Raw genomic sequence first — 26076 nt, 5'->3', positions numbered from 1 at the left:
GCATCAGCGTGCGCGGTCAGTAGGCGGAAATGCCGCTTCCCGCTGCGCGCCAAAGTACGCCGGGCGGAAGTGAAGCTTCTCCCCGGTAGTCCCGAAAGCCCCGTACGGCGGGCCTTCCGGCATTGGCACCGTAATTGCTCTTCCGACCCAAAGAGGTGGATTCACATGGCGACCATAGATTCCGATTACGTCAAGCAGATGGCCCAGCAACTGGCCACGTACGATGTGCAGAGCGGGCTGAACAAGGCCGATCGCAACAAGGCCTCCTATCAGGCCCAGCTGACCGCCGTGACCTCGCTGGAAACCGCGCTCAAGACTTTCTCCACTGCAGTGAAAGGCCTGCAGGGCACCACCGGCAGCAACACCAGCATGCTGGTCAACAGCGCGACCATGAGCAAGGACGGCTACCTCACCGCCACCGTCGGCAAGAGTGCCGTCGCCGGTCGCTACGACTTCTTCGTCGAGCAGCTCGCCACCAGCCACCAGCTGTCCTTCTCCGGCCTGCAGACCAGTGACATCGACACCCAGGGCACCCTGACCCTGACCCAGAACGGCAAGTCCTTCGACATCGACCTGAGCAAGGTCGACACCGACGGCGACGGCGCCAATTCCATGGACGAGCTGGCCGCGGCGATCAACAAGGCCACCGACAACACCGGCGTGAAGGCCACCCTGGTGCGCAGCAATGGCCAGGTCTCGCTGGTGCTGGGTGCCGAGAAGTCCGGTGCGGACAATGCCATCAGCCTGTCGCTGAGCGGCACCGACAGCGCCAACAGCGCCTTCGAGACTGCCATCGGCAACCCGCAGGAGCTGTCCAGGGCACAGGACGCCCGCGTCCGCCTGGGTGGCGAGAGCGGCATGCTGCTGACCAATGCCAGCAACACCTTCGACAACATCATCGATGGCGTCAGCGTCACCTTCACCCAGGCGCAGAAATCCGGCGAGCAGCCGATTTCCATGACCATTTCCCAGGACCAGAGCGAGACCAAGAAGAAGGTGCAGACCTTCATCGACGCGTTCAACGCCCTGGCCAGCCAGATCGACAGCCTGACCGCCTCGGGCGATCAGAGCGGCAACTCCCGTGGCGCCCTGGCCGGCGACTCCAGCGTGCGGGCCATCGAGAACAGCCTCAACCAGATGCTGCGCACCACCTTCAATGGCGCCAACCTGATCAGCTTCGGCATCAGTGCCGACCGCAACGGCAAGCTGACCCTGGATTCGACGCGCTTCGAGAAGGCCATCGCCGCCGACCCGGAAGGGCTCGACAAGCTGTTCATGGGCAAGGGCAACCTGCTCGACAGCACCGACAAGGCGCTGTCGCTCTACACCAGCAGCGTCAACGGCGTGCTGAAGAACCGCAAGGAGTCGCTCAACAGCAGTCTGAAGCGAGTCAACGATGACTACGACAACCTGCAGAAGCAGTACGACACCTACTACGCGCGCTACCTCAAGCAATACACCTCGATGATGCAGACCATGCAGTCGATGGACCAGACCAGCGGGATGTTCGGATGACCGCCTACGGCATGAACGAAAGCTACGACAGTTACCGGATGATCGACCTGGAATCCAGGGCCGCGTCGTCCTCGCCCTATGAACTGGTGCTGGTGCTGTTCGACGGCCTGCTCGACGAGCTGGCCCGCGCCCGCGGGCACATCGAGCACAAGCGCTACCAGCAGAAGGGCCGCTCCCTGGAGAAGTGCCTGAACATCCTCAACGGCCTCAACGTTGCGCTCGACTACGAGAACGGCGGCGAGACCGTGCAGGGCCTGGCGCGTCTCTACGACTACTGCATCTACCGGATCTCCGACGTCAGCGTGTCGCTGGATGTCGCCGGCATCGACGAAGTGGTGCGCCTGCTGGGCATCCTGCGTGAGGGCTGGGAGGGCGTGAGTGCCGGACGTGGATGATCGCCAGCGCCTGCTGCAGCTGTACGAACGGCTGGGTGGGGCGCTGCAGCGCAAGGACTGGAAAGCCATGGGGCAGGTCGACCTGGCGATCCGCGCACAACTGGTGGCGATGTCGTCGCAGGCCGGGCTGGCCGCCGATGTGCTGCTCGCCAAGAAGCACCTGAAGCGCCTGCATGAGCAGGCGTCGCAGGCCTGCGCCGAGGAGTGCGAGCGCCTGCGCCGCCTCCTGCTCTCGCACCTGGAATATGCCGAGGGACGCTCGGCATACATGCAGGTGGATACGTACCAGGAGGGTCGATAGACCGTGATCCAGCTACCGACCCAATCCCTGCCCAGTGCCGACCGCGATGGCGCGCCGGTGGCCGAAGCGCGCCCGCAGGATTCGCGTCGTGGTGATGCCGGCGCGGTCAGCGTTGCCGGCTTCGGCGCGCAACAACCGGCGCAGTCGAATGCCGGCGAACGGACCATCAGCGTGCAGTCCTTCCTCGCGCAGTTCGACACCGCGCAGGTCGAGGAATCGCTGCAGCAGCCCAGCGCTACGGTGCCGGCCACGCCTGAAGCACTGCCCGCGGAGATGCGCGACAGCGCTACGCCGGACCAGCAGGCCGAAGAGGCTTCGCCCTCCGGTGCCGAGAGCTGGCTCGCCGGCATGCTCAGCCAGGCGGGTCTGGTGGTGCAGGCGCGGGACAATCCGTCCGAGCAGACCAGCGCGCACGTCGCCGGCTTCGCCACCCAGGCCGCCGATTCATCTGCGCAACCGGCGCCCGCCGCGGTGAGGCCGGAGGATGTGCTGCTGCCGCCTGCCGAACTCTCCGATGAACCCGGCAAGGTCACGGCGCCGACACCCCGCGAGGCAACCCAGAGCCAGGCGCAGACGCTGCTGCAACAGCACCTGGCCGTTGCCACACAGGCATCGGATTCCAGCATGCCAGCGCTGCCGGGCGCTGCGCTCGATCCGCGCCTGCCGGCCACCGACGGCAATGCCCAGCCCGCCGCCTCGACACCGGCCTCGCCGTTGTTCGACAGGCCGCTGCACCTCAAGGGCAACAACGACGCCCACTGGGGTGAGCAGATGGTCAGTGCGCTGCGCGACAACGTCGAGCTGCAACTCGGCCAGCGCGTGCAGAACGCCACGATCCGCCTCGATCCGCCGGAGCTGGGTGCCCTGGAGATCCTCGTACGCCACGAGGCCGGCCAGCTCAACGTGCAGATATCCGCGTCCAACGGCGACGTGGTGCGCCTGCTGCAGAACACCAGCGAGCGCCTGCGCCAGGAGCTGGTCGGGCAGAACTTCCTGCAGGTCAACGTGCAGGTCTCATCCGATTCGCAGTCCGGCCAGCAGGGCCAGCAGAACCGCCAGCGCTTCGCCGAGGAACAGCTTGCGGTGGCCGCCAACCCACGCGATGCGCAGGCGGGCGAACGCTCCTCGCCGCGTGGCGACAGCGACGTACTGATTACCGTGTAGGCCGCCAGCGGCCCGTACTCCCACAGGATTTTTCGAGAAACCCCATGACCACGCCGCGTCTCGTTCTACTGATGCTCATCGTGAATATCGCCGTCGTGCTGGGTGGCGTGTTCGTCAACTACAAGATGATCAAGTCCGCCAGCCTCGCCCCGGCCGCCGCCGCTTCCGGCAAGGAGGGTGGCAAGGACGACGCCAAGGAGGAGGAAGAGCAGGAGAGTGCCGAGTACCTCTTCGTGCCGGTGGAGAAGATCATCGTCAGCTCCCGTGGCGAGGATCGCGAGCACTACTTCGTGATCGACCTGGTGCTGCAGGCCAAGGCCGAGCAGGAGCGCAAGAAGCTCGAGAGCGTCGCGCCGATGGTGCGCAGCTCGGTGGTCGCCAACCTGACCCCGGAGAAGTTCGAAGTGCTGCGTGCGATGCCCATCGGCGACGTGCAGACGCGCCTGGAAAAGGCGGTGATCGACGACTTCGCCGCGCGCAAGGTGATGGTGCCCTTCGAGCATGTGATGCTCAGCAAGATGATCGTCCAGTAAGCCGTCATGCACGCCCTTCGCGATCCTGCCCTCAGCTATGCCAGTGGCGCCGCTGGCTACGCCAGCGCCGAAGGCGGCCACGCGCGCCTGTCGCCGGCGGCCGAGCAGCGCTGGATGATGCAGTACCTGCCGCTGGTGCGGCGCATCGTCAGCCAGCTGTCGCTGCAGGCCAACCAGGTGCTGGATCGCGAGGACATGGAACAGATCGGCCTGATGGGCCTGCTCGAAGGGCTGCGCCGCTACGGCGAGCCGGATGAGCAGTTCGGCCGCTTTGCCGCGCTGCGCATTCGCGGCGCCATCCTCGACGAACTGCGCCGCCAGGACTGGCGCCCGCGCCAGGTGCGGCAGCAGGCGCACAAGGTGCGCGACGTCATCCGCGCGCTGGCACGCCAGCTCGGCCGCGTGCCCAGCGACGAGGAAGTGCTCGCCGCCACCGGCCTCGACGAGGCGGGCTACCAGGATTACCTGCGCGCCGAGTCCTCCGAGGCCATCGAGAGTTTCGATGCGCTGCTGCAGAACGGCCACGACGGCGTGCAGGGCAGCGGTGACGCACTGGAAGAACGTGTGCTCAAGGAGCGCCTGCTGGCCCAGGCGCTGGAGCGCCTCAACGAGCGCGAGCGGTTGATCCTCAACCTGTATTACCAGCACGAGCTGAACCTCAAGGAAATCGCCCTGGTGCTGGAGCTGACCGATGCGCGCATCTGCCAGCTGATGAAGCAGGCGATCGGCAAGTGCAGCCGTTTCCTCAACGACCCCGACCCTCTCTGAAGAACCCATAACCATGCAGAAAATCATCGGCGCCCTGATCATCATCGCCGCCGTGCTCGGCGGCTACGCCATGGCCCATGGCGACATGCGCGCACTCTGGCAGCCGGCGGAGATGCTCATCATCCTCGGCGCGGGCCTGGGCACCCTGGTCGTCGCCAACCCGCGCGAAGTGCTGCTGGAGATGTGCTCGCAGATCAAGGGCGTATTCGTCTTCAAACGCCGTGGCGAAGAGTTCCAGCGTCAACTGCTGATGCTTCTCTACGAGCTGCTGGAGATGGTCGACGTCGGTGGCCTGAAGGTGCTCGACGCACACATCGAGGAGCCGGACCAGAGCGACCTGTTCGCCCGCTACCCGCTGATCCTCCAGGAAAAGAACCTGATGGCGTTCATCGCCGACAACTTCCGCCTGATGGCCATGGGCAAGATCAGCGCCCACGAGCTCGAAGGCTTCCTCGAACAGGAACTGGACGCCATGGAGCACGCCCTGCTGCAGCCGTCCAAGTCGCTGCACAAGGTCGGCGAGGCGATGCCCGGTTTCGGCATCCTCGCGGCGATCCTCGGCATCATCATCACCATGGGCAACATCGGTGGCTCGGTGGCCGAGATCGGCGCCCACGTGGCCGCCGCGCTGGTGGGTACCTTCTTCGGCATCTTCGTCTGCTACTGCCTGATGGACCCGCTGTCCAACGCCATGTCGCAGCGCGTGAAGACCGAGCTGTCGGCGCTGGAATGCGTGCGGACCACGCTGGTCGCCCACGTTGCCGGCAAGCCCACGCTGCTGGCGGTGGACGCCGGTCGCAAGCTGATCGAGCAGGACGTGAAGCCGGCCTTCAAGCAGCTGGAGACCTGGGTCACCCGCTATGAGGAAGAGCGGGACGCAGCATGAAGAAACGTGCCGACAAGCACAGCGAAGTCATCATCAAGCGCCGCAGCAAGAAGGGCCACGATGACGAACACGGCGGTGCCTGGAAAGTAGCCTTCGCCGACTTCACCCTGGCGATGATGGCGCTGTTCATGGTGCTGTGGATCGTCCACCCGCAGACCGAACCGCAACCGGTGGCGGTGGGCGACCAGGATGCCAACCCGGTGGTCGATGGCGGTGCCGGCGTGTTCGACGGCGCCAGCCGCACGCCCGTCGAGCTGGACGGCATGCCGCAGCCGATCAAGACGCCGGAGAAGCCCGCGCCGCAGCTTGCGCTCGACGCCGGCAAACAGGACAAGGCCGGCGAGCAGGCGAAGGATTCCAGCGTGCAGCAGGACGGCGAAGGTCGTCAGTACGACAGCAACGAGGACCTGCGCGAGTTGGCCGAACTGATCCGCGAGGTGTCCGGCAAGGTCGACGCGTTGGCCAACATCGAAGTGACGGTGGTGCCGCAGGGGCTGCGTATCCTGATCAAGGACGACCAGCAGCGCTTCATGTTCGCCCGCGGCCAGGCCACCCTCGACCCGCATTTCCAGACCCTGCTCGGCGCGCTGTCCGGCGTGCTGGCCAAGGTGCAGAACAAGCTGATCCTCAGTGGCCACACCGATGCCGTGCAGTACCGTCGGCCGGATGGCTACAACAACTGGAACCTCTCCGGCGACCGCGCCCTGCGCGCGCGCAACGTGATGGTCGACAGCGGCCTGCCGGCCGCGCATGTGTTGCAGGTGGCGGCCCAGGCCGACGTCATGCCGCTGCGCCCGGAGGACCCGGAGAACGGCGCCAACCGGCGCATCGAAATCCTCCTGCTGACCCAGCGCGCGGAGAGCCTGTACCGCGAGATCTTCGGCGAGAGCTATGCCCAGGTGCACTACTCGGAGTCAGGCGCGAAGCTCATCGAGCCGCAGCCGCAGCCGCAGCCGCAGCAGGAGACGGAGGTGAAGGCGCCGGCTTCAGCGGCGCTCGAAGCAACGGCTCCCTCCAGGGCGGCGGAGCCGACATTGAAGCTCTGAGAAGACTCAGCGATTGCGCAGTTGGCGCGGACAGAACACCTGGCGGGTTTCAATGCCATAAAGGCAGCCGCCCAGGGGTTCGAGGGTGATGCGGGCGCCGCGCTGGCGGCCGTAGAGCAGGTTGAAGATCAGCTCGCTGTCCAGGCCACTGTCGGCCTGCAGGTTGCTGATGCTGTTCTCCTCCACCTGCAACTGGAAGCGCCCGCCCAGGTCGTTGCCGACCAGGCCCGAGACTTCGAGGATGTTGGCGTCCTGCTGGATCATCGAGTAGAAGCGCCCCTCGTGGAACATGGTGGTCTGGGCGATCTCCAGCACCTTGCCGTTGCCCAGCACCACCTGCCCGGAGGAGGCGTAGCGGCCGTCGATGGCCGAGGTGTTGTGGGCGTGCTTCCACAGCATGCCCAGCGCCAGGGTCAGGCAGATCACGCCGAACAGCGAGATCACCAGGCAGCGGCGGGCCGCGCCGACCTGGCGGCGTAGGTTCAGTTCAGGCACTTGCGCAGCTGCTCCTGGGGAATCCGGGCGACCTGGCTTTCATGGATCAGCAGCCAGTTGGAATTGCCTTCGGGTTGCACGCAGACCAGTTCGTAGAAGCCCGAGGTCATGTGCAGCATGAGGCCGATGGGGCGGCTGGCCAGGTCGGCCAGTTGATGGGCCAGGGGGCGGGTGTTGCTGATCAGCCGCTGCAGGTCCTGTTCGTTGTCTTCGATGTAGGTGATCTGCAGGGAGCCGAGGTTCTGTTCGGCGGTGAGGACCGGGCTGCGAACCTGGGTGTAGTAGAAGGCACCGGAGAGGACCAGCAGGCCGAGGATGCAGAGGCTGGCGGCGGCGAGTTTCAGGCGCCGCAGATTCGGCGGTCGCAGCCCGGGGACGGGAACGAGCTCTTCCAGCGGAATGACTTCCGGGGTGGCGTCGGTGATTTCTGCGTCCGGCTCGCTGGCCTGGCCGATCAGGTACTGCGGGTTGAACATGTAGCCACGACGCGGCAGCGTCTGGATGATCTGCCGCTGCTTCTCGTCCGCCAGCACCTGGCGCAGGGTGTAGATCTGCTGGTTCAGGCTGCCCTGGCCGACCACCCGGTCGGACCACGCATGGGTCAGCAGTTCATCGCGCGCCACCACGTCGCCCGGGCTCTGCAGCAGGCGTTCGAGCACGCGGCTGCCGGAAAAGCCCAGGTCGATGCGCTCCACCTGGCCGTCACGGTCGAGGTCGAGTTGATAGAGCGCGGGATAGAACTGCGCGACGCAATCGGAACGCCCGGTACGGAGGGTCAGGCAGGCGATCGGCCGACTGTCCGCTGGCGTGGAAGTGAGTGTGTTCATCTTGCCCTTGCGAGCCGCTCCCTTGACGGTCGCGGGGAAACTCCATTTGTCCATGGAGGCAGAGGCATTATTTTGACGTCAGAAAAATGTTGGTGCAAGTTCTGAATTTTGCACACTCGTGCTTGCAATTTTCACACAAGCCTCGAAACCACTGGCGCAGAGGGGCTGCGCCGCGACCGGTGGTCGCAACGCCGTCTGTCAGCGTACCCGCAGACAGCACAACGCCCCGCCGGGGCGGGGCGATGGCGGATCAGGGCGCGCGTGGCGGGGGGCGCCTCGCGCTGGCCGGGGCTTAGCCCAGCAGGCCCATGATCATGCTGGGCATCTGGCCAGCTTGCTTGAGCATGGAGATGCCGGACTGCATCAGCATGGAGCTCTTGGTCATGTTGGCGGTTTCGCTGGCGAAATCGGCGTCCATGATGCGGCCCTTGGCCATGTCGGTGTTGTCCTTCATGTTGGCCAGGTTGTTGGAGGTGTGGCCCAGACGGTTGATCGCGGCACCGAAGGCAGCGCGGGTCTTGCCGACCTGGTCCAGGGCGTCGTTCAGACCGTCGATGGCGGCAGCGGCGCCGGCTTTCGGGTCCAGAGCCTGGACGGTGGTGCCCAGCGAGGTGACGGTGGCGGCGATGTCGGTGTCGGCAGCGGCAACGGTCATCACTTCTGCGGAGTCGGAGCCGATCTGGAACTTGATGTCGGCCGCCAGCTTGCCACCGGTACCGAACAGGCTGTCGCCAGCGTACTTGGTGTTGGTGACGATGTTGGTCAGCTCTTTGCCCAGCTCGTCGAACTCGGACTTCAGGGCGTCCAGGTCCTTGTCGGAGTTGGTGCCGTTGGCGGACTGGGTGGCCAGGTCCTTCATGCGCTGCAGGATGTCGGTAGCTTCGCTGAAGGCGCCTTCGCCGGTCTGCAGCATGGAGACGGCATCGCTGGTGTTGCGCATGGCCATGTTCATGCCGCGGGTCTGGGCATTCAGGCGGGTGGCGATCTGCAGGCCGGCGGCGTCGTCGGCGGCGGAGTTGATGCGCAGGCCGGTGCCCAGGCGCTGCTGCGAAGTAGCCAGCTGGCCGTTGGTCTTGCTCAGGCTGGTCTGGGTGATCAGGGAGGAGTAGTTGGTTTGAATCGACAAGGCCATGGTGGACTTCCTGTATGAGCTGAATGAAGCCGGCGTTGTGCCTGCTGAAGAGGTAAGGCGACAGCTCGCAGGGGAGGATTAAGGGCGGATGAAAAAAATTTGGCGCGGGGATTCCGACGATACCGGCCAGCGCCGCACGGGTATCGATGGCCTACAGCATGTGTCCTTTGGCTCAGGATCGGTCATCTATGTTGTTGAGACATATCTGACAGCCCAGGTGCCGGGGTGCAGCTAAGCTCCTCGGGTCCACAAGGCTGTGGATCGTTCGACCGAATCCCTCGTTGCGAACTGTGAGAAAGGAACCTCATGATCTCCGTCTACCAGCTCAAGTCCCGTTTCCAGAACCTGCTCCGCCCCCTGGTCACCCGCCTGTACGAGCGCGGCGTCACCGCCAACCAGGTGACGCTGGCTGCCTGCGGCATTTCGCTGCTGGTGGCGCTCACGGTCGCGCTGCTGGCCGGCCACGCCTGGATATTCCTGCTGATCCCCCTGTGGATGTTCCTGCGCATGGCGCTCAACGCCATGGACGGCATGCTCGCCCGCGAGTTCGGCCAGCAGTCGAAGCTGGGCGCCTACCTCAACGAACTCACCGACGTGATTGCCGACAGCGCGCTGTACCTGCCATTCGCCCTGCTGCCGGGCGTGAGCCCGGCGCTGGTGGTGCTGGTGGTCCTGCTCGCGGTGATCAGCGAGTACGCCGGCGTGCTCGGGGTGATGGTGGGTGCTTCGCGGCGCTACGACGGGCCCATGGGCAAGAGCGACCGCGCACTGTGCTTCGGCGTTTTCGGCGCGGCCGTGGCCGCCGGGCAGTTGCCGCTGGTCTGGCTGAACCCGCTGCTGGTGCTGCTGGCACTGCTGCTGGTGCTGACTATCGTCAACCGGGTGCGCCAGGGGCTGGCCGAGCAGAAGGAATCGCAGGCCTGAGTCGAGGCCAGCCTGTCAGGACGGGGACCGGACAGTCCCGCAAGCCATCGAACAGAGGAAGTTATGCGCGAGTCTTCGAATCACCACTTCGTTACCCATGACGGCGTCGAGCTGTTCTACCGCCACTGGCCGGCCGCTGCCGGCAGCGACGCGCCGCGCCGCGCGGTGTTGCTGTTCCATCGCGGCCATGAGCATTCCGGGCGCATCGGCCACCTGGCCGACGAACTCGACCTGCCCGGCTTCGACGTCTTCGCCTGGGATGCCCGCGGCCACGGCCAGTCGCCCGGCGCGCGTGGCGACAGCCCGAGTTTCGGCACCAGCGTGCGTGACGTGCAGACCTTCGTCGAGCACATCGCCTCGACCTACGGCATCGCCATCAGCGACATGGCGGTGGTGGCGCAGAGTGTCGGCGCGGTGGTCGCCTCGACCTGGGTGCACGACTACGCGCCGCCGATCCGCAGCCTGGTGCTCGCCTCGCCGGCGTTCAAGGTCAAGCTCTACGTACCTTTCGCCCGGCCGGGCCTGAAGCTGGCGCGCTGGTGGCGCGGCAACTTCTTCGTCAACAGCTATGTGAAGGCGAAATTCCTCACCCACGACCCCGAGCGCATCGCCTCCTATGACAGCGACCCGCTGATCGCCAAGGCCATCTCGGTAAACGTACTGCTGGGCCTGTACGAAGCGGCCGACCGTGTGGTGGCCGATGCGCAGGCGATCCAGGTGCCGACGCAAGTGCTGATCTCCGGTTCCGACTTCGTGGTGCACCGCAAGCCGCAGCAGCGCTTCTTCGACAACCTCGGCACGGCGCGCAAGGAACTGCACATCCTGCCCGGCTTCTTCCACGACACCCTTGGCGAGCTGAACCGCGAGCAGGCGACCACCCGCGCGCGGCGCTTCATCCTCGAGTGCTTCGCCCGCCAGCTCGAGCGCGCCGACCTGCGCGACGCCGACCGCTTCGGCTACACCTGCGCCGAAGCGGAAGCACTGGCGACGCCGCTGCCCGCCTGGTCGATCCGCGATCTCTACTGGCGTGCGACCCGCGCCAACATGCGCCTCGGCCGACTGCTGTCCGACGGTATCAACCTCGGCTTCCAGACCGGCTTCGACTCCGGCAGCACCCTGGACTACGTCTACCGCAACCAGCCCGCCGGGGCGGGGCCGGTGGGCCGGATGATCGATCGCACCTACCTGGAGTCCGCCGGCTGGCGCGGCATCCGCCAGCGCAAGGTGAACATCGAGGAGCTGCTGCGCCTGGCCATGGCCAGCCTGCGCGAGCAGGGCCGCGAGGTACGCATCCTCGACATCGCCGCCGGCCACGGGCGCTACATCCTCGAAGCACTGCAGGGCCTCGAGGCGCTGCCCGAAAGTGTGCTGCTGCGCGACTACAGCGAGCTGAACGTGCGCGAGGGCTCGGCGCTGATCGAGCGCCTGGGCCTGAAGGAGCGCGCCCGCTTCGTGCAGGGCGACGCCTTCGATGGCGCCGACCTTGCCGCCGTCGAGCCGAAACCGACGCTGGCGGTGGTCTCCGGTCTCTATGAATTGTTCGCCGACAACACCATGGTCAGCGGTTCGCTGGCCGGGCTGGGCGAGGCAGTGGAAGAGGGCGGCTACCTGATCTACACCGGCCAGCCCTGGCACCCGCAGCTGGAGCTGATCGCCCGTGCCCTCACCAGCCACCGCGCCGGGCAGGCCTGGGTGATGCGCCGCCGTACGCAAGGGGAGATGGATCAGCTGGTGGCCGCCGCCGGCTTCCGCAAGCTGGCCCAGCGCATCGACGAGGACGGCATCTTCACCGTCTCCCTGGCCCGCCGGGAGCGCAGCTGATGGCGTCGATGCCGGCGCGCGACCCCGGTGTCCTGCGGAGGGCGGTGATCTGGCTGCTGTTCCTTGGGCCGTTCTTCTTCCTCAGCTATGGCTTCGCCAACTGGGTGGCGGGGCAGCGCGAATCGGTCGGCGTGCTGGTGTTCGACTGGGAGCGCGGCACGCCGCTGTGGCCCTGGACGATCATCCCGTACTGGTCGATCGACCTGCTGTACGGGCTGTCCTTCCTGCTGCCGCGTACCCGCCGCGGGCTGGACTGCCATGCCCTGCGCCTGCTCACCGCGCAGGTTGTCGCGGTGACCTGTTTTCTGCTGTTCCCGCTGCGCTTCAGCTTCGAGCGACCGATGCTGGAGGGCGTCTTCGGTGCGCTGTTCGACCTGTTGATGGGGTTCGACAAGCCCTTCAACCAGGCGCCTTCACTGCATATCGCCCTGCTGGTGATCCTCTGGGTCGCCTACGGTCGTTACGCCAGCGGCGCATGGCGCTGGTTGCTGCACGGTTGGTTCGCGCTGATCGGGCTGTCGGTGCTGACCACCTGGCAACACCATTTCATCGATGTGCCGACCGGTGCGCTGCTGGGCTTCTTCTGCGTCTGGCTGTGGCCACGAGAGGTTCGCTCGCCGCTGCAGGCGTGGAGCCTCAGCGGCGACCCGCAGCGGCGCCGGCTGGCGGCCCTCTACGGCGTCGGCGCGTTGCTCTGTCTGGGGCTGGCGCTGGCCGGCGGCGGCCTGTGGCTCTGGCTGTGCTGGCCGGCGGTATCCCTGGCGCTGGTCGCGTTGTGCTACCTGGCGATCGGCACGGTGGGCTTCCAGAAGCGCCTGGACGGTCGCCATTCGGTGGCGGTCTCCTGGCTGCTGGCGCCCTACTGGCTGGGCGCGTGGCTCAACGCGCGCTGGTGGACGCGCCGCCATCCGCAGCCGGATGAAGTGCTGCCGGGGCTCTGGCTCGGGCGCTTGCCGGACTGGTACCAGCCCCGGCATCTGCCGAGCCTGGCGATCCTCGACCTGTGCGCCGAGCTGCCCTGCACTGCGCTGAGCCGACGCTACGAGTGCCTGCCGCTGCTCGACCTGGTAGCGCCCAGCGTCGCGCAGTGCCGGCAAGGCGCGGAGCTGATCCAGCGAATGCACGCCGAAGGCCCGGTGCTGGTCTGTTGCGCGCTGGGCTACTCGCGCAGCGCCACGCTGGTGGCGGCCTGGCTGCTGATTTCCGGCCGTGCGGCCACGCTCGAGGATGCGCTGGCGCAGGTTCGCCACGCGCGTCCGCAGGTGGTGCTCAAGGCCGAACAACTGGCGGTGCTGGCGCAGATCGCCGGCCAGCCGAACCTGTCACAGGAGGTGAGTCATGTCGGTTGATCCAGCCCTGATCCTGGTGGCCAGCCTGCTGCGCCGTGGCAGCAGTCTCAATGGCCTGTCCTCGGCGCTTACCGTGCTGGCGCTGGCCCTGGGTTTCTACGGCGTGCTGATGGCCAGCGCCACCCTGGCGTTCAGCCTGAGCATGGCGTTGCTGGTGCTGCTCGGGCTGGTGCAGAAGTTCTATGCCATGCGTGTGGCACTGGACGCCGACCTGTTCGAAGCCATGGCCAACGCCGGAGAGGCGCTGGCGGAGAAAACCCGGCAGCTGGACGACGCCCTGGCGACCTACGTCGGTGTGTCGGCGGACAAGACCGGCCGTCCCTGGAGCGAGCGCAGCCGTGGCGCGCTCGCCCTGTTGCGCCGGCAGGTGCAGCTCTGCGCCGCCCAGTGGCTCATTGCGCTGCTGTGCCTGATCACCCTGACTTTCCAATCCTGAGGAACGTACCCGCAATGCTGGAACGACTCTGCGCCTACGCCATCATCGCCGGCGCCCGTGCGGTGACCGGCCTGCGCAGCCTGTGGATCGGCACCACGCCGATCCCGGCACAGCGCATCTACTACGCCAACCACAGCAGCCATGGCGATTTCGTCCTGCTCTGGGCCTCGCTGCCGCCGGAGCTGCGCTCGCGCACGCGGCCGGTGGCAGGCATGGACTACTGGGGCAAGGGCGGCCTGCGTGGCTTCATCATCAACCGCGTGTTCCACGGCGTGCTGATCGATCGCACGCGCGGCGCCGAGGGCGGCAACCCGCTGGAGCCGGTGGAGCGCGCCCTGGCCGACGGCGACTCGCTGATCCTCTTCCCCGAAGGCACCCGCAACCTCGACGAGGATGTGCGCCTGCTGCCCTTCAAGAGCGGCATCTACCACCTGTCTAGGGCCCATCCGCAGGTGGAGCTGGTGCCGGTGTGGCTGGACAACCTCAACCGCGTGATGCCCAAGGGGCGCGCGCTGCCCTTGCCGCTGCTGTGCACCCTGAGCTTCGGCGCACCGCTGGCGGTGGAGGAGGGCGAGGCCAAGGACGCCTTCCTCGAACGCGCCCGCGAAGCGTTGCTCAAGCTCGCCGCGCCGGAGGGTCGCTGAGATGAACCAGACCTGGCTGCTCTTCGGTGGTATCGGCGCCATCCTCGTCCTCGCCTCGCTGGTCGGCGCGGTGCTGCGCTGGAAAGCGCCGCCCGGACCGCACGCGGTGATCGACAACCTCAACGCGCGGATCAACGCCTGGTGGGTGATGGTCGCGGTGATCGGCTGCGCCTTCGCCCTCGGCCACTGGGCGGTGATCCTGCTGTTCTACGGGGTGTCGTTCTACGCCCTGCGCGAATTCCTCACCCTGATGCCGACCCGGCGCAGCGACTATCCGGCGCTGGTTGCGGCCTTCTACTTCGTGCTGCCGATGCAGTACCTGCTGATCGGCATCGGCTGGTACGGGCTGTTCTCCATCTTCATCCCGGTCTATGTGTTCCTGCTGCTGCCGATCCTCGCCTCGCTGGGCGGTGACTCCAAGCACTTCCTCGAGCGCGCCTCGAAGGTGCAGTGGGCGCTGATGCTGGCGGTGTTCTGCATCTCCCACGTGCCGGCGCTGCTGACCCTGGAGATCGCCGGCTACGAAGGGCGCAACCTGCTGCTGATCGCCTTCCTGGTCATCGTCGTGCAGCTGTCCGACGTGTTGCAGTACGTCTGCGGCAAGCTCATGGGCAAGCGCAAGATCGCGCCGAACCTGTCGCCATCCAAGACCCTGGAAGGCTTCATCGGCGGCGTGACGCTGGCCACGCTGATCGGCGGCGCACTGTGGTGGATCACGCCCTTCAGCTTCTGGCAGGCGCTGCTGATCGCCCTGATGATCAACATCCTCGGTTTCTTCGGCGGGCTGGTGATGTCGGCGATCAAGCGCGACCGTGGGGTGAAGGACTGGGGCCACATGATCGAAGGCCACGGCGGCATGCTCGACCGCCTGGACTCGGTGTGTTTCGCCGCGCCGGTGTTCTTCCATTTTGTCCGCTACTGGTGGACCTGACCCCCGTCGGAAATCCCCCAGGCGCTCCGGGGTAACCACTCCGGAGCGCCGGTTCGCGGCTACGCTTGCTCTATTCCTTCGGGAATGTCGTACGGCAACGGAGTGTTTGGGCGTAAGCAGTCGAATCTTCACGGGGCCATGAAGCAATGAACACTCTCTTTCCGCAAATCACCGGCGGGGCTGCGTCTTGAACGGCCCGGCGGGTGGTTTCCGGTTTACCTGCCTGGTCACCGCCATCGGCTCCTACTCCGCCGAATCGGTGATCTCATCGCTGCGCGAGCACTGGGGCGCGCGGGTGGTGGGGACCAATACCCAACCCCGCGACTGGTGCACTACCTCCGCCTTGCTGGATACCTTCCATCGGGTTCCGGCGGCGAGAAATGTTACCGAGTATGTGGAGCGCATCCTCAGGATCTGCGAAGCCGAGCAGGTGACCCATGTGGTGCCGCTGATCGACCCAGAGGTGGATGCCTTTGCGCTGCACCACGAAGCGTTCGCCGAACGCGGCATCACGCTGTGCATGCAGCCGCTGGAGACCATTCGCGTCGCCCGCGACAAGTGGCTGGTGCACCAGGCCTTCCGCAACGATGCGCTGATCCGCACCATTCCCACCTGGCGCCTGGAAGACCTGCCCGTACCGGGGCTGGACCTGCCGCTGATTGCCAAGCCGCGCGACGGGCGTAACTGCGAAGGGCTGATGCAGGTGCGCGACGCGGATTTCCTGCACTACGTGCGCAAGCGTTTCTCGGACCGCGACTACATCGTGCAGCCACTGCTGCCGGGCGAGGTCTGCGTGGTGGACGTGGTGCGCCAGCGGAGCAGCGGCGACTGGGCGGCCATGGCGCGCCAGGAGCTGGTGCGCACGCCGACTGGCGCGGGCCTGACCGTGCGCATGCTGGCCGATCCGCAACTGCTCGAGATGGCCGGACAGGTCGCCCGTGTGCTGGAGGTGAACGGCTGCATCAACATGGAGTTCCTGGTGGAGGACGGCGAGGCGCTGCTGATGGACGTCAACCCGCGCTTCTCCGGCGGGATCGCCTTCAGCCACCTGTCCGGCTACGACATGGTCGCCAACCACCTGCGTTGCTTCCGCGAGGCGCCGCTGGATGCGCCGGTGCTGCCGGCGCCGAGCATCCACGCGCGGCGGCTGGTGGAGGTGACCACGTTTGCCGCGCCGGCTGCTGCGCCCGAAGCCATCGTCGCGCTGCCGGGCTCGCTGGGCCGCGGTGACCGCAGCGCATCACTGTAGGAGCGGGCCTTGCCCGCGACCGTCCTACAGGGGGGGGGCGGCAGTGAGCGGGTGCAGCATCAGAAGATGCTGCTCACCTCGCCTGACGCCGTCACCTTCGCCTCGATGATCTTCTGGCTGCGCAGGTTCTTCACGCGGATCACTTCGTCCTGCTTGCCGTTGGCCAGCGCCTCGCCGACGGCGCTGGCCTGGATGCCGTCCTGGCTGGCGACGATCTTCACCTGCTGGCCGCGCCGCACCAGCATTGCTCCATCGAGCAGTGCCGGCGTCAGCGGCTGGTCGGCGCGAATGCGGCGGCGGGCCGTCTTGCCGGCCACCTCGGCGATATCGGTGAAGTAACCCCGCGAGCTCTTGCCGAGCTCCACCGGCGCGAGCTTGAGTTGCGCCGCGTCCAGCGTCTGGCCGCGCGCGATCTCGCCGCTGGCGACCACGGTCGGCAGGTACACCGTGGGCTGGCTGATGAAGGTCACCGGCCAGCCGGACTGCCCTTTGCAGGAGGCTTCGAAACGCCGTCGCGCGCTGACCGCGGCAGGCGCTTCGAGCGCACGCAGCTGCGGGCCGCCGGGGCAGGCGGTGAGCTTGCCCAGGCTGTTGGGCAGGTTGTTGTTCACGGTGAAAGTCATGCCTTTCCAGCCGGCCTTGCGCGCGGCTTCCTTCAGCTCGGCAGCGACCTGCTGCTGCGCGGCGGCGTCGAGTTGCGCGCGCGCATCCTGGGCTTGTGCCAGGGCGGGAAGCAGCAGGAGGAAGCAGGCGGAAAGAGCCTTTCCGCATCCCGCCGCGCGGCGCGTCGAAAGCGGAAAAGCCGCGTTGCACGCGCTGTTTCGCGTCGCGCAGAAATCCTTGTAAATCAACGACATGAAGCGATATTCCGGGGTGGGCATGCTTTGTGCTCTGTCGCTGCGCACACCGAAAGATGGCCGAACGACGAGAGCGGGTTGCGCGAATGAGTATACGGTTTGACGAGACCCTGGGTATCCACGAGAGAGCCCTCTCGCTGCACATGCAGCGCAGCGAAATCCTGGCCTCCAACCTGGCCAACGAAGACACCCCCGGCTTCAAGGCGCGGGACATCGACTTCGCCGCCGAGATGCAGCGCCAGGACAGCTCCAGCGTGCTGCTGGCGAGCACCAGCGCCGCGCGCCCTGACCTGAAGTACCGCATCCCCAACCAGCCTTCCCAGGACGGCAACAGCGTGGAGCTGTCCACCGAGCAGGCGGAGTTCTCGCGCAACGCGATGGATTTCCAGACCAGCCTGACCTTCCTGACCATGAAATTCCGCGGCCTCAAGCAGGCCATCGAAGGACGCTGACGCCATGGCATTCGATTCCATCTACCGCATCGCCGGCTCGTCGATGAACGCGCAGACCGTGCGCCTGAACACCGTGGCGAGCAACCTGGCCAACGCCGATTCCGCGGCCAACAGCCCGGACGCCGTGTACCAGGCGCGCAAGCCGATGTTCGCCGCCGTCTACGAGAACGACCAGCTCACCCGTGGCGCCGGCATGGGTGGCGCCCACGTGCAGGTGCTCGACGTGGTGACTTCCGGCCGCTCGCCGCAGCGCCGCTACGAGCCGGGCAGCCCGCTGGCCGACGCCACCGGCTACGTCTACTACCCCGACGTCAACGAGATCGAAGAGATGACCGACATGATGTCCGCCACCCGCAGCTTCGAGACCGGCGTGGAAGTGCTCAACCGTGTGAAGAGCATGCAGTCCAGCCTGCTGAAACTGGGAGACGCCTGATGAGCACGGTCAACAACGACACCGGCACCACCACCAACGGCACCTCGACCGACACGCCCAAACAGGCGGTCAACCTCGGCGAGCTGACCGACATGGAGAACAGCTTCATCACCCTGCTGGTCGCCCAGGTGCAATACCAGGACCCGACCAAGCCGGTGGACAGCACCGAATTCATCAACCAGTACTCGGCCATGGCGCAGGTCAAGAGCATGCAGAACATGACCACCCTGCAGCAGAACAACCTGGTGCTGATGGACAACCTGCAGACCCTCACTGCCGCAGGTCTCGTCGGCCAGGAAGTGAAGGTCAGCGCCGACAGCCTGCAGCTGGACGGCGACGAGGTCAGCGGACAGATCACCCTGGAGCACGCCTCGGCCACCACCGTGCTGCAGCTCACCGATGCCAACGGCGTGCGCACCGACATCACCCTCGGCCCGCAGGAAGCCGGTGCCGTGCCCTTCAGCGTGGACCCGCAGGCGCTTGGCCTGAAGCCCGGCAAGTACAGCCTGGCGGTGAAGACCGAGAGCGGCGAGACGCCGGGCATCGAGGTGTCCGGCCTGGTGCACAACGTCCGCGTCAGCGCCGATGGCCCGGTGCTGGAAGTCGAGGGTGCAGGTTCGGTGCCCTTCTACAAGATCGTCGAATTCAGTCAGGGCCAGGCCGCCTGAGCGCCTGCTTCCCCCCTCTTAGGATGAGATAACGCCATGAGCTTCAACATCGCCCTGACCGGCCTGAACGCCGTCACCCAGCAACTGGACACCATCAGCAACAACATCGCCAACTCCGGCACCGTGGGCTTCAAGTCCTCGCGCACCGAGTTCGGCAGCGTCTACGCCGACGGCAAGGGCATGGGCGTGGAAGTCGCCGGCACCACCCAGAGCATCAGCCAGGGCGGTTCGCTGGTGTCGACCAACCGCGCGCTCGACCTCGCCATCTCCGGCGGCGGCTTCTTCGTGGTCAAGAGCGGCAACGGCGACACCCAGTACACCCGCGCCGGCGTGTTCAGCCAGGACAACGCCAACTACCTGATCAACGCCACCGGCCAGCGCCTGCAGGGCTACCCGACCGACGCCGCCGGCAACCTGCTGGTGGGCACCGTCTCCGACCTGCAGGTGAAGACCGCCAACCTGCCGGCCAAGGCCACCGACAAGCTGGAGTTCGTCGCCAACCTCGACTCCAACGAGACAGTACCGACCGTCTCGCCGTTCGACCCGCAGAAGGTGGAGACCTACAACTCCACCTACACCAGCAAGGTCTACGACTCCCAGGGCAAGGAGCACACCCTGACCCAGTACTTCGTGCTGACCGGCACCAACACCTGGGATGCGCATTACGCGGTGGATGGCAACGCTGTCGGCGCCACCCAGTCGCTGACCTTCGCCCCGGACGGCTCGCTGTCCTCGCCGATCGCTTCGGTGCCGGTGGGCTTCACCCTGCCCGGCGTCGACCCGATGAACATCTCGCTGGACTACACCGGCACCAGCCAGTACGGCTCGGACTTCGTCGTCACCACCAACCGCACCACCGGCTACGCCGCCGGCGAGCAGACCGGCATCGCGGTGGAGAACGACGGCAAGGTCTACGTCAACTACAGCAACGGCCAGCGCATGCTGCAGGGCCAGGTCGCCCTGGCCAACTTCATCAACAGCGGCGGCCTGCAGAACCAGAGCGGCACCGCCTGGACCGAGACCTCCGCCTCCGGCGCCCCGCTGATCGGCGTGCCCGGCATCGGCCAGTTCGGCTCGCTGTCGGCGGGCAACCTGGAAGGTTCCAACGTCGACATCACCCAGCAACTGGTGGGCCTCATGGAAGGCCAGCGCAACTACCAGGCGAACACCAAGGTGATGACCACCGACAAGGAACTCACCCAGGTCCTGTTCTCGGCCATCTAAGGACTCGTCATGGATCGCCTCGGCTACACCGCAATGACCGCCGCCAGCCGCAGCATGGCGGCGCTGGATGTGCGCGCGAACAACCTCGCCAACGTCAACACCCCCGGTTTTCGCGCCGACCTGGAGCACGCCACCGCCGTCGATGTGAGTGGCGCCGGCTATGACAGCCGCCACCTCGCGCGCATCGAGAGCAGCGGTGTGGACATGAGCGCCGGCACCCTGATGGCTACCGGGCGCGACCTCGATGTCGCCATCCAGGGCCAGGGCCTGTTCGCCGTGCAGAGCGGCAACGGCGAGGCGTACACGCGCCAGGGTAACCTCGAGATCGACGCTGACCGCCAGCTGATGATCAACGGCCGCGCCGTGCTCGGCGAAGGCGGGCCGATCACCCTGCCCGAGTACGACGCCATCGCCATCGGCAGCGACGGCACCCTCTCGGTGATGCCGCGCGGCGACTTCATGATGACCGACGTCGACCGCCTCAAGCTGGTGGACGCCCCGGCTGCCTCCCTGGTAAAGAACGCCCAGGGCCTGCTGGTGAGCAAGGACGGCCAGAACGTCGCCGCCAGCGAGGACGTGCGGCTGGTCTCCGGACACCTGGAGCAAAGCAACGTCTCGGCCATCGACCAGCTGGTGGGGACCATGAGCCTGAACCGGCGGTTTGAGGCCCAGGTGAAGATGATGAAGGCCGCCTCGGATCTTGCCGAGGCCGGCGACCGCATGATCCGTGGCGGCTAACCCGCGGCGCGCAGACAGGAGCACAACATGAGTTCGGCACTTTGGGTCAGCAAGACCGGCCTGGCAGCCCAGGACACCGCGATGTCCACCGTGGCCAACAACCTGGCCAACGTGAACACCGTCGGCTTCAAGAGCGACCGCGCGGTCTTCGAGGACCTGTTCTACCAGGTGCAGCTGCAACCCGGCGCCCAGGCTGACCAGGTCAACACCGTGCCCTCGGGCATCCAGCTGGGCAGCGGCGTGCGCGTCGTCGGCACGCAGAAGGTGTTTACCGAAGGCAGCATGCAGACCACCGGCCAGCCCATGGACCTGGCCATCGTCGGCAGCGGCTTCTTCCAGGTCGAGGCGCCCAACGGCGACACCTACTACACCGAGAACGGCCAGCTGCAGCTGAACAATGAAGGCATCGTGGTCAACGCCCAGGGCCTGCCGCTGACACCGAACATCGAAGTACCGGCTGGCGCCAGCCGCTTCACCGTCGGCAGCGACGGCATCGTCACCGCCGTGCTGCCGGGCGAGACCCTGCCCACCGAGCTGGGCCAGATCACCCTGGTCAGCTTCACCAACCCGGCGGGCCTGGAAGCCCTCGGCGGCAATCTCTACAAGGAAACCGCCGCCAGCGGCGAGCCGCAGGAAGGCACGCCGGGCGAGGAAGGCCTGGGCAACCTCAAGCAGGGCGTGCTGGAAGGCTCCAACGTGCAGGTGGTGGAAGCGATGGTGAACATGATCGCCATCCAGCGCGCCTACGAGGCCAACGCCAAGGTGCTCGACGCCGCGTCGGGCATGCAGCAGTTCCTCAACCAGACGGTCTGACCATGACGCGCCTTGCCCTGCTGCTCGCCCTGGCGCTGCTCGCCGGATGCCAGAGCTTCGACGAGATGCTGCCGGACGAGGATTCCTCGACCTACCAGCCCCCGGAGCTGGACTACAGCCAGCCGCCGACCACCAGCGGCGGGCTGTTCCGTTCCGGCTACGGCGGTTCGCTGCTGCGCGACAAGCGCGCGATCGGCGTCGGCGACATCGTCACCGTGGTGCTCAGCGAGTCCACCCAGTCGAGCAAGAGCGCGGGCACCAGCTTCGGCAAGCAGTCCAGCCTGGATGTGCCAGTGCCGACCATCCTGACCAAAGAGTACGGCGGCCTGGAAACATCTGCCACGGCCAACCGCGATTTCACCGGCTCGGCGAAAAGCTCGCAGCAGAACACCCTCTCCGGCTCCATTGCGGTGACCGTGCACAAGGTGCTGCCCGGCGGCGTGCTGTTGGTGAAGGGTGAAAAATCCCTGCGCCTGAACCAGGGCGACGAGTTCATCCGCCTCACGGGGCTGGTGCGTATCGACGACATCAACCGTTCCAACCAGGTGTCCTCGCAGAACGTCGCCAACGCCAAGATTTCCTACGCCGGGCGCGGCGTGCTCAACGACAGCAATTCGGCCGGCTGGCTGACGCGCTTCTTCACCCATCCGCTGTTCCCGATGTAAGCAGGCGAGCCTTCCATGCGTAGAACGCTTATGTGTAGAACCCTTGCCCGCCTGCTGGCGAGCGCCTGTTTGTTCTGGCAGGCCGGGGCGCTGGCCATCCCGCTGCTCGACCTGGTGGACATCGAAGGTGTGCGCGAGAACCAGCTGATCGGCTACGGCCTCGTCGTCGGCCTGGACGGCACTGGCGACAAGAACCAGGTGAAATTCACCAACCAGTCGGTGGCCAACATGCTCAAGCAGTTCGGCGTGAACCTGCCGCCGAACGTCGACCCGAAGCTGAAGAACGTCGCCGCGGTGAGCGTCACCGCCAGCGTGCCGCCGTCCTACAGCGCCGGGCAGACCATCGACGTCACCGTGTCCTCGCTGGGCGACGCCAAGAGCCTGCGCGGCGGCCTGCTGCTGATGACGCCGCTGCAGGGCGTGGACGGCGAAGTCTACGCGCTGGCCCAGGGCAACCTGGTGGTCGGCGGCCTGCATGCGCAGGGCCAGAGCGGCTCCAGCGTGTCGATCAACAGCGCCAACAGCGGCCTGATTCCCAACGGCGCGACCATCGAACGGATGATTCCCAGCGATTTCGCCCAGCGCCCGGACGTGATGCTCAATGTGCGCAAGCCGAGTTTCCAGACCGCCACCCAGGTGATGAATGCAGTCAACGAGCGCTTCGGCTCCGGCACCGCCACCGCGCTGGACGGCACCAAGGTGTCCGTCCGCGCCCCGGTCAGCCTGGCCCAGCGCACCAGCTTCATGGCCATGCTCGAAGGCATGGAAGTGCAGGAAGGCCGCACCCGGCCCAAGGTGGTGTTCAACAGCCGCACCGGCACCGTGGTGGTCGGCCAGGGCGTGCGCGTCAAAGCCGCCGCGGTCGCCCACGGCTCGCTCACCGTGACCATCAGCGAGAACCCCCAGGTCAGCCAGCCGGGTCCGTTCTCCAACGGCACCACGGCGGTCACCCCGCAGTCGGACGTCTCGGTCAGCCAGGACAAGAAACCGATGTTCAAGTGGCCCGAGGGCACCAGCCTGGAAAGCATCATCAACACGGTGAACAGCCTGGGCGCAACGCCGGATGACGTGATGAGCATCCTCCAGGCGCTGGAGCAGGCCGGTGCGCTGAATGCCGAGCTGGTGGTCATCTAAATGGGGTTGATGCTCTTTCGCCGAGAGTCGCGTTGCCGCGTCAAATCACGCCAGGCTAGACGCGGGGCGACGGCAATGGTCGCTCCCTTGGCTAGCCCCGCAACGACGCATGGCGTGATTTGCCGCGCAACCCGGAGGGACGGGCCGCATTTTGCGCAGAGCGTCGTTACTCATCGTTCATTTGGAATGACCAAACCACACGATTCGCGCCTAGCCCTGCGCAAAATGCGGCGCCGTCGCGACCTCGTCGAAAGAGCATCAGCCCCATGAGCATCACCTCGCTCAACCGTCCCATCGTCCCCAGCGGCCAGCCCGGCGAGTCGCCCGAGCAGGTCCGCCGCGAGCAGTTGCAGGCGGCCTCCGAACAGTTCGAGGCGATGTTCCTGCAGCAGATCCTCAAGCAGATGCGCAAGGCCGGCGACGTGCTCTCCGCCGGCAGCCCGCTGCGCAGCCGCGACCTCGATACGATGCGCGACTTCTACGACGAAGCGCTGGCCGAGCACCTGGCCTCGCGCAAGCAGACCGGCATCGCCGACCTGCTGGTGCGCCAGCTCTCTGCCGAGCCTGCCGACACCACCGAGCCGGTGGCGCTCGCCGACAGCGGCGAAGCGCTGCGCCGACCGTCGGTGTCCAGCCGCAACCCGCTGGTGGACACCTGGCAGCGTGGCGTGGATCGTCTCGCCCACGCCTGGCAGCAGGGCACGGCGGGCTTCCGTACCCTGGTGGACAGCGTGATCGGCCAGGAGTCCGGCGGCAACGCCGCCGCCGTCTCGCCCAAGGGCGCGCGTGGCCTGATGCAGCTGATGCCCGACACCGCCCGCGAAGTTGCCGGCGAGCTGGGCTTGCCCTACGACGAGCAGCGCCTGACCAGCGACCCGGCCTACAACAAGGCCCTGGGCAGCGCCTACCTGGGCAAGATGCTCGACCGGTACGACGGCCAGCACGTGCTCGCCCTGGCCGCGTACAACGCCGGCCCCGGCAAGGTCGATGAGTGGCTGAAGAACAACGGCGATCCGCGCAGCGGACAGATCGGCATGGCCGACTGGGTGCGCAGCATCCCCTTTGAGGAGACCCGCGACTACACCCTCGGCGTGCTCCGTCGCGTGCGTGAGGCCCAGGCGCCGGCGCGCATCCCCGGCAGCGGCCTGTCGCCGGAGAGAGGCTTGAAGCACGCGCCGCAGGAAGGATTTAAGCGCCACAGTGATTACGTCGCCTATCAGGGACAACAGCCCGAATTTGTTTCCCGACCGGCCTCGGCGGCGTTTGCCCAGCCGATCCGCCTCGAGTCGAAGGAGAATGCCTCTTGAGTATGTTGAGCCAGATCGGCTACAGCGGCCTGCGCGCGGCGCAGATCGCCCTGGCCACCTCCGGCCAGAACGTCGCCAACGCCAACACCCCCGGTTTCAGCCGGCTGAGCCCGGTGCTCGCGTCGCTGGCCGGCGAGGGTGGCCTGAACGTCGGCGGCGGCGTGACGGTGACCAGCATCCGCCGGATGGCCAACGACTTCCAGAACCAGCAGCTGTGGCGCGCCACCACCGAGCAGAGCTACTACGACAGCGGCCAGCAGTACCTGTCCGCGCTGGAAGGCCTGATGGGCGGCGAAGGCTCGAGCATCAGCGTCGGCCTGGACAACTTCTTCGCCGCGCTCAGCGAGGCCACCGCCACGCCCGGCTCGGTCGCCCTGCGCCAGCAGATCGTCAACGAGACCAGGAACCTCGCCCAGCGCTTCAATGGCCTGTCCGGCAACATCGACAGCCAGCTGCGCGCCCTGCAGGAGCAGCGCGGCTCCATGGTCGGCGAGATCAACGGGCTGACCGCCAACCTCGCCGCGCTGAACAAGCAGATCGTCGAAGTCGGCTCCTCCGGCGGCGACACCACCGCGCTGCGCGACCACCGCGAGAGCCTGGTGCAGGACCTCTCCAGGTACGCCTCGATCCGCGTCAACGAAGTGGCCGACGGCTCGCTCACGGTTTCCCTCGCCAACGGCCAGCCGCTGGTGGCCGGCAACTCCGCCGGGCAACTGGCGATCAGCCGCACTTCCTCGGGCGAGCAGGAAATCGCCCTGACCTTCGCCGGTACCAGCTTCCCGCTGACCCAGGACGGCATGGGCGGTTCGCTGGGCGCGCTGTACGACACCGAGTACGACACCCTGCGACCGAACCAGACTGCCCTGCACGAAATGGCCGGGCAGTTCGCCCAACTGGTCAACGACACCCTGGCCAATGGCTTCGACCTCAATGGCAACCCCGGCCAGGCGCTGCTCAGCTACAACGCCGGCAGCACCACGGCGATGCTCAGCGTGAACGGCCTCAAGCCCGAGGAGCTGGCGCTGTCGGACACCGCCGGCGAGAGCGGCAACAACAGGAACCTGCTGGACCTGCTGGAACTCAAGGGCCAGAGCATCACCGTCGGCGGCAGCCAGGTCACCCTCAACGACGCCTTCGCCGGCCTGCTCGGCAAGGTCGCCAGCGCCAGCCGGCAGAACCAGGCCGACCAGAAGACCGCCACCACCGTGGCCACCCAGGCCCAGGCCCAGCGCGACAGCGTCAGTGCAGTGAGCCTGGATGAAGAGGCGGTCAACCTGATCACCTACCAGCAGGCCTACCAGGCCAACATGAAAGTCATCAGCACCGCCAAGGAGCTGTTCGACTCGATGCTCGCGGCTTTCTAAGGGCC

General features: G+C 66.6%; 29 protein-coding genes. 25 read left to right on the top strand and 4 right to left on the bottom strand.

All coding sequences use genetic code 11. The features are described from left to right. Positions 1–165: 165 nt before the first annotated feature. From fliD to IB273_RS28215, 8 genes are read left to right on the top strand one after another with little or no spacing between them, the layout of a single operon-like run. Positions 166–1515, top strand: a complete 1350-nt coding sequence (gene fliD, locus IB273_RS28250; RefSeq protein WP_081518785.1) for a flagellar filament capping protein FliD — start codon at positions 166–168, stop codon at positions 1513–1515. Continuing rightward, a complete protein-coding gene (gene fliS / locus IB273_RS28245) occupies positions 1512–1910 on the top strand; it encodes a flagellar export chaperone FliS (RefSeq protein WP_192225555.1) in 399 nt (132 codons plus the stop codon). Before fliD ends, fliS begins: the two co-directional genes overlap by 4 nt. After that, positions 1894–2211 (top strand): hypothetical protein, encoded by a 318-nt coding sequence (locus IB273_RS28240; RefSeq protein WP_081518783.1) that lies wholly within the window; start codon positions 1894–1896, stop codon positions 2209–2211. The genes fliS and IB273_RS28240 overlap by 17 nt, the downstream gene beginning before the upstream one ends. A 3-nt stretch (positions 2212–2214) precedes the next feature. After that, the gene (locus IB273_RS31790; RefSeq protein ID WP_192225554.1) at positions 2215–3375 is read left to right on the top strand and encodes a flagellar hook-length control protein FliK; all 1161 of its coding nucleotides are present in this window, start codon (positions 2215–2217) and stop codon (positions 3373–3375) included. 44 nt (positions 3376–3419) lie between these two features. Continuing rightward, entirely contained in the window at positions 3420–3908 is a 489-nt protein-coding gene (locus IB273_RS28230) for a flagellar basal body-associated FliL family protein (RefSeq protein ID WP_192225553.1), read from the top strand. A gap of 6 nt (positions 3909–3914) precedes the next feature. Next, the gene (locus IB273_RS28225) at positions 3915–4676 is read left to right on the top strand and encodes a FliA/WhiG family RNA polymerase sigma factor (protein WP_081518780.1); all 762 of its coding nucleotides are present in this window, start codon (positions 3915–3917) and stop codon (positions 4674–4676) included. A 13-nt stretch (positions 4677–4689) separates the two neighbouring features. Beyond that, a complete protein-coding gene (gene motA, locus IB273_RS28220; protein WP_081518779.1) occupies positions 4690–5562 on the top strand; it encodes a flagellar motor stator protein MotA in 873 nt (290 codons plus the stop codon). Beyond that, entirely contained in the window at positions 5559–6608 is a 1050-nt protein-coding gene (locus IB273_RS28215; protein WP_192225552.1) for an OmpA family protein, read from the top strand. The genes motA and IB273_RS28215 overlap by 4 nt, the downstream gene beginning before the upstream one ends. 6 nt (positions 6609–6614) lie before the next feature. On the opposite strand, the gene IB273_RS28210 is transcribed toward IB273_RS28215, so the two are convergent. The 3 genes from IB273_RS28210 to lafA all read right to left on the bottom strand — a co-directional run bounded on the left by IB273_RS28210 (position 6615) and on the right by lafA (position 9062). Beyond that, positions 6615–7103 (bottom strand): hypothetical protein, encoded by a 489-nt coding sequence (locus IB273_RS28210; protein ID WP_139791590.1) that lies wholly within the window; start codon positions 7101–7103, stop codon positions 6615–6617. Further along, on the bottom strand, positions 7091–7930 hold the full coding sequence (locus IB273_RS28205) for a winged helix-turn-helix domain-containing protein (RefSeq protein ID WP_225610317.1): 840 nt from the start codon (positions 7928–7930) through the stop codon (positions 7091–7093). Before IB273_RS28205 ends, IB273_RS28210 begins: the two co-directional genes overlap by 13 nt. A gap of 292 nt (positions 7931–8222) precedes the next feature. After that, complete coding sequence (gene lafA / locus IB273_RS28200; RefSeq protein WP_192225550.1) at positions 8223–9062, bottom strand: lateral flagellin LafA; 840 nt, start codon at positions 9060–9062, stop codon at positions 8223–8225. Between the two features lie 306 nt (positions 9063–9368). On the opposite strand from lafA, the gene IB273_RS28195 reads away from it, so the two are divergent. The 7 genes from IB273_RS28195 to IB273_RS28165 all read left to right on the top strand — a co-directional run bounded on the left by IB273_RS28195 (position 9369) and on the right by IB273_RS28165 (position 16416). Continuing rightward, on the top strand, positions 9369–9986 hold the full coding sequence (locus IB273_RS28195; RefSeq protein ID WP_081518775.1) for a CDP-alcohol phosphatidyltransferase family protein: 618 nt from the start codon (positions 9369–9371) through the stop codon (positions 9984–9986). A 63-nt stretch (positions 9987–10049) separates the two neighbouring features. After that, positions 10050–11807 carry a bifunctional alpha/beta hydrolase/class I SAM-dependent methyltransferase gene (locus IB273_RS28190; RefSeq protein WP_192225549.1) on the top strand — a complete coding sequence of 586 codons (1758 nt, stop codon included), beginning with the start codon at positions 10050–10052 and terminating at the stop codon, positions 11805–11807. 8 nt (positions 11808–11815) lie between these two features. Beyond that, entirely contained in the window at positions 11816–13156 is a 1341-nt protein-coding gene (locus tag IB273_RS28185; protein WP_151189767.1) for a phosphatase PAP2/dual specificity phosphatase family protein, read from the top strand. After that, complete coding sequence (locus tag IB273_RS28180) at positions 13146–13592, top strand: hypothetical protein (protein ID WP_192225548.1); 447 nt, start codon at positions 13146–13148, stop codon at positions 13590–13592. The genes IB273_RS28185 and IB273_RS28180 overlap by 11 nt, the downstream gene beginning before the upstream one ends. A 14-nt stretch (positions 13593–13606) precedes the next feature. Next, positions 13607–14236, top strand: coding sequence for a lysophospholipid acyltransferase family protein (locus IB273_RS28175; RefSeq protein ID WP_081518772.1), 630 nt, complete (start codon positions 13607–13609; stop codon positions 14234–14236). A gap of 1 nt (position 14237) precedes the next feature. Beyond that, positions 14238–15167, top strand: a complete 930-nt coding sequence (locus tag IB273_RS28170) for a phosphatidate cytidylyltransferase (RefSeq protein WP_081518771.1) — start codon at positions 14238–14240, stop codon at positions 15165–15167. A 187-nt stretch (positions 15168–15354) separates the two neighbouring features. Next, a complete protein-coding gene (locus tag IB273_RS28165) occupies positions 15355–16416 on the top strand; it encodes an ATP-grasp domain-containing protein (protein WP_151188979.1) in 1062 nt (353 codons plus the stop codon). 59 nt (positions 16417–16475) lie between these two features. Here the strand turns inward: IB273_RS28165 and flgA are convergent, their stop codons facing one another. Next, on the bottom strand, positions 16476–17273 hold the full coding sequence (gene flgA / locus IB273_RS28160) for a flagellar basal body P-ring formation chaperone FlgA (RefSeq protein WP_192225547.1): 798 nt from the start codon (positions 17271–17273) through the stop codon (positions 16476–16478). 86 nt (positions 17274–17359) lie between these two features. Here flgA and flgB point away from each other — a divergent pair, with 86 nt between their 5' ends. The 10 genes from flgB (at position 17360) to flgK (ending at position 26071) form a co-directional block, all read left to right on the top strand. Then, a complete protein-coding gene (gene flgB, locus IB273_RS28155) occupies positions 17360–17725 on the top strand; it encodes a flagellar basal body rod protein FlgB (RefSeq protein WP_081518768.1) in 366 nt (121 codons plus the stop codon). Positions 17726–17729: 4 nt separating this feature from the next. Further along, on the top strand, positions 17730–18158 hold the full coding sequence (flgC, locus tag IB273_RS28150; RefSeq protein ID WP_081518767.1) for a flagellar basal body rod protein FlgC: 429 nt from the start codon (positions 17730–17732) through the stop codon (positions 18156–18158). After that, positions 18158–18826: a flagellar hook capping FlgD N-terminal domain-containing protein gene (locus tag IB273_RS28145; RefSeq protein ID WP_192225546.1), complete on the top strand. Its 669-nt coding sequence runs from the start codon at positions 18158–18160 to the stop codon at positions 18824–18826. Before flgC ends, IB273_RS28145 begins: the two co-directional genes overlap by 1 nt. Before the next feature lie 36 nt (positions 18827–18862). Continuing rightward, positions 18863–20050 (top strand): flagellar hook protein FlgE, encoded by a 1188-nt coding sequence (gene flgE / locus IB273_RS28140; protein ID WP_192210435.1) that lies wholly within the window; start codon positions 18863–18865, stop codon positions 20048–20050. Between the two features lie 9 nt (positions 20051–20059). After that, complete coding sequence (locus IB273_RS28135) at positions 20060–20788, top strand: flagellar basal body rod protein FlgF (protein WP_081518764.1); 729 nt, start codon at positions 20060–20062, stop codon at positions 20786–20788. A gap of 27 nt (positions 20789–20815) precedes the next feature. Beyond that, a complete protein-coding gene (gene flgG / locus IB273_RS28130; protein WP_081518763.1) occupies positions 20816–21601 on the top strand; it encodes a flagellar basal-body rod protein FlgG in 786 nt (261 codons plus the stop codon). A 2-nt stretch (positions 21602–21603) separates the two neighbouring features. Beyond that, positions 21604–22266 carry a flagellar basal body L-ring protein FlgH gene (gene flgH, locus IB273_RS28125; RefSeq protein ID WP_081518762.1) on the top strand — a complete coding sequence of 221 codons (663 nt, stop codon included), beginning with the start codon at positions 21604–21606 and terminating at the stop codon, positions 22264–22266. A 30-nt stretch (positions 22267–22296) separates the two neighbouring features. After that, the gene (locus tag IB273_RS28120) at positions 22297–23400 is read left to right on the top strand and encodes a flagellar basal body P-ring protein FlgI (RefSeq protein ID WP_192225739.1); all 1104 of its coding nucleotides are present in this window, start codon (positions 22297–22299) and stop codon (positions 23398–23400) included. A gap of 266 nt (positions 23401–23666) precedes the next feature. Continuing rightward, the gene (locus tag IB273_RS28115) at positions 23667–24707 is read left to right on the top strand and encodes a lytic transglycosylase domain-containing protein (protein WP_192225545.1); all 1041 of its coding nucleotides are present in this window, start codon (positions 23667–23669) and stop codon (positions 24705–24707) included. Further along, the gene (flgK, locus tag IB273_RS28110; RefSeq protein WP_081518759.1) at positions 24704–26071 is read left to right on the top strand and encodes a flagellar hook-associated protein FlgK; all 1368 of its coding nucleotides are present in this window, start codon (positions 24704–24706) and stop codon (positions 26069–26071) included. The genes IB273_RS28115 and flgK overlap by 4 nt, the downstream gene beginning before the upstream one ends. Positions 26072–26076 lie beyond the last annotated feature (5 nt).

It is taken from the genome of Pseudomonas sp. PDM19, assembly GCF_014852215.1.
In the GTDB taxonomy this organism is placed as follows: Bacteria; Pseudomonadota; Gammaproteobacteria; order Pseudomonadales; family Pseudomonadaceae; genus Pseudomonas.
Note: the sequence above shows the minus strand (reverse complement) of the source record. Positions and strands in the feature narration are given on the sequence as shown.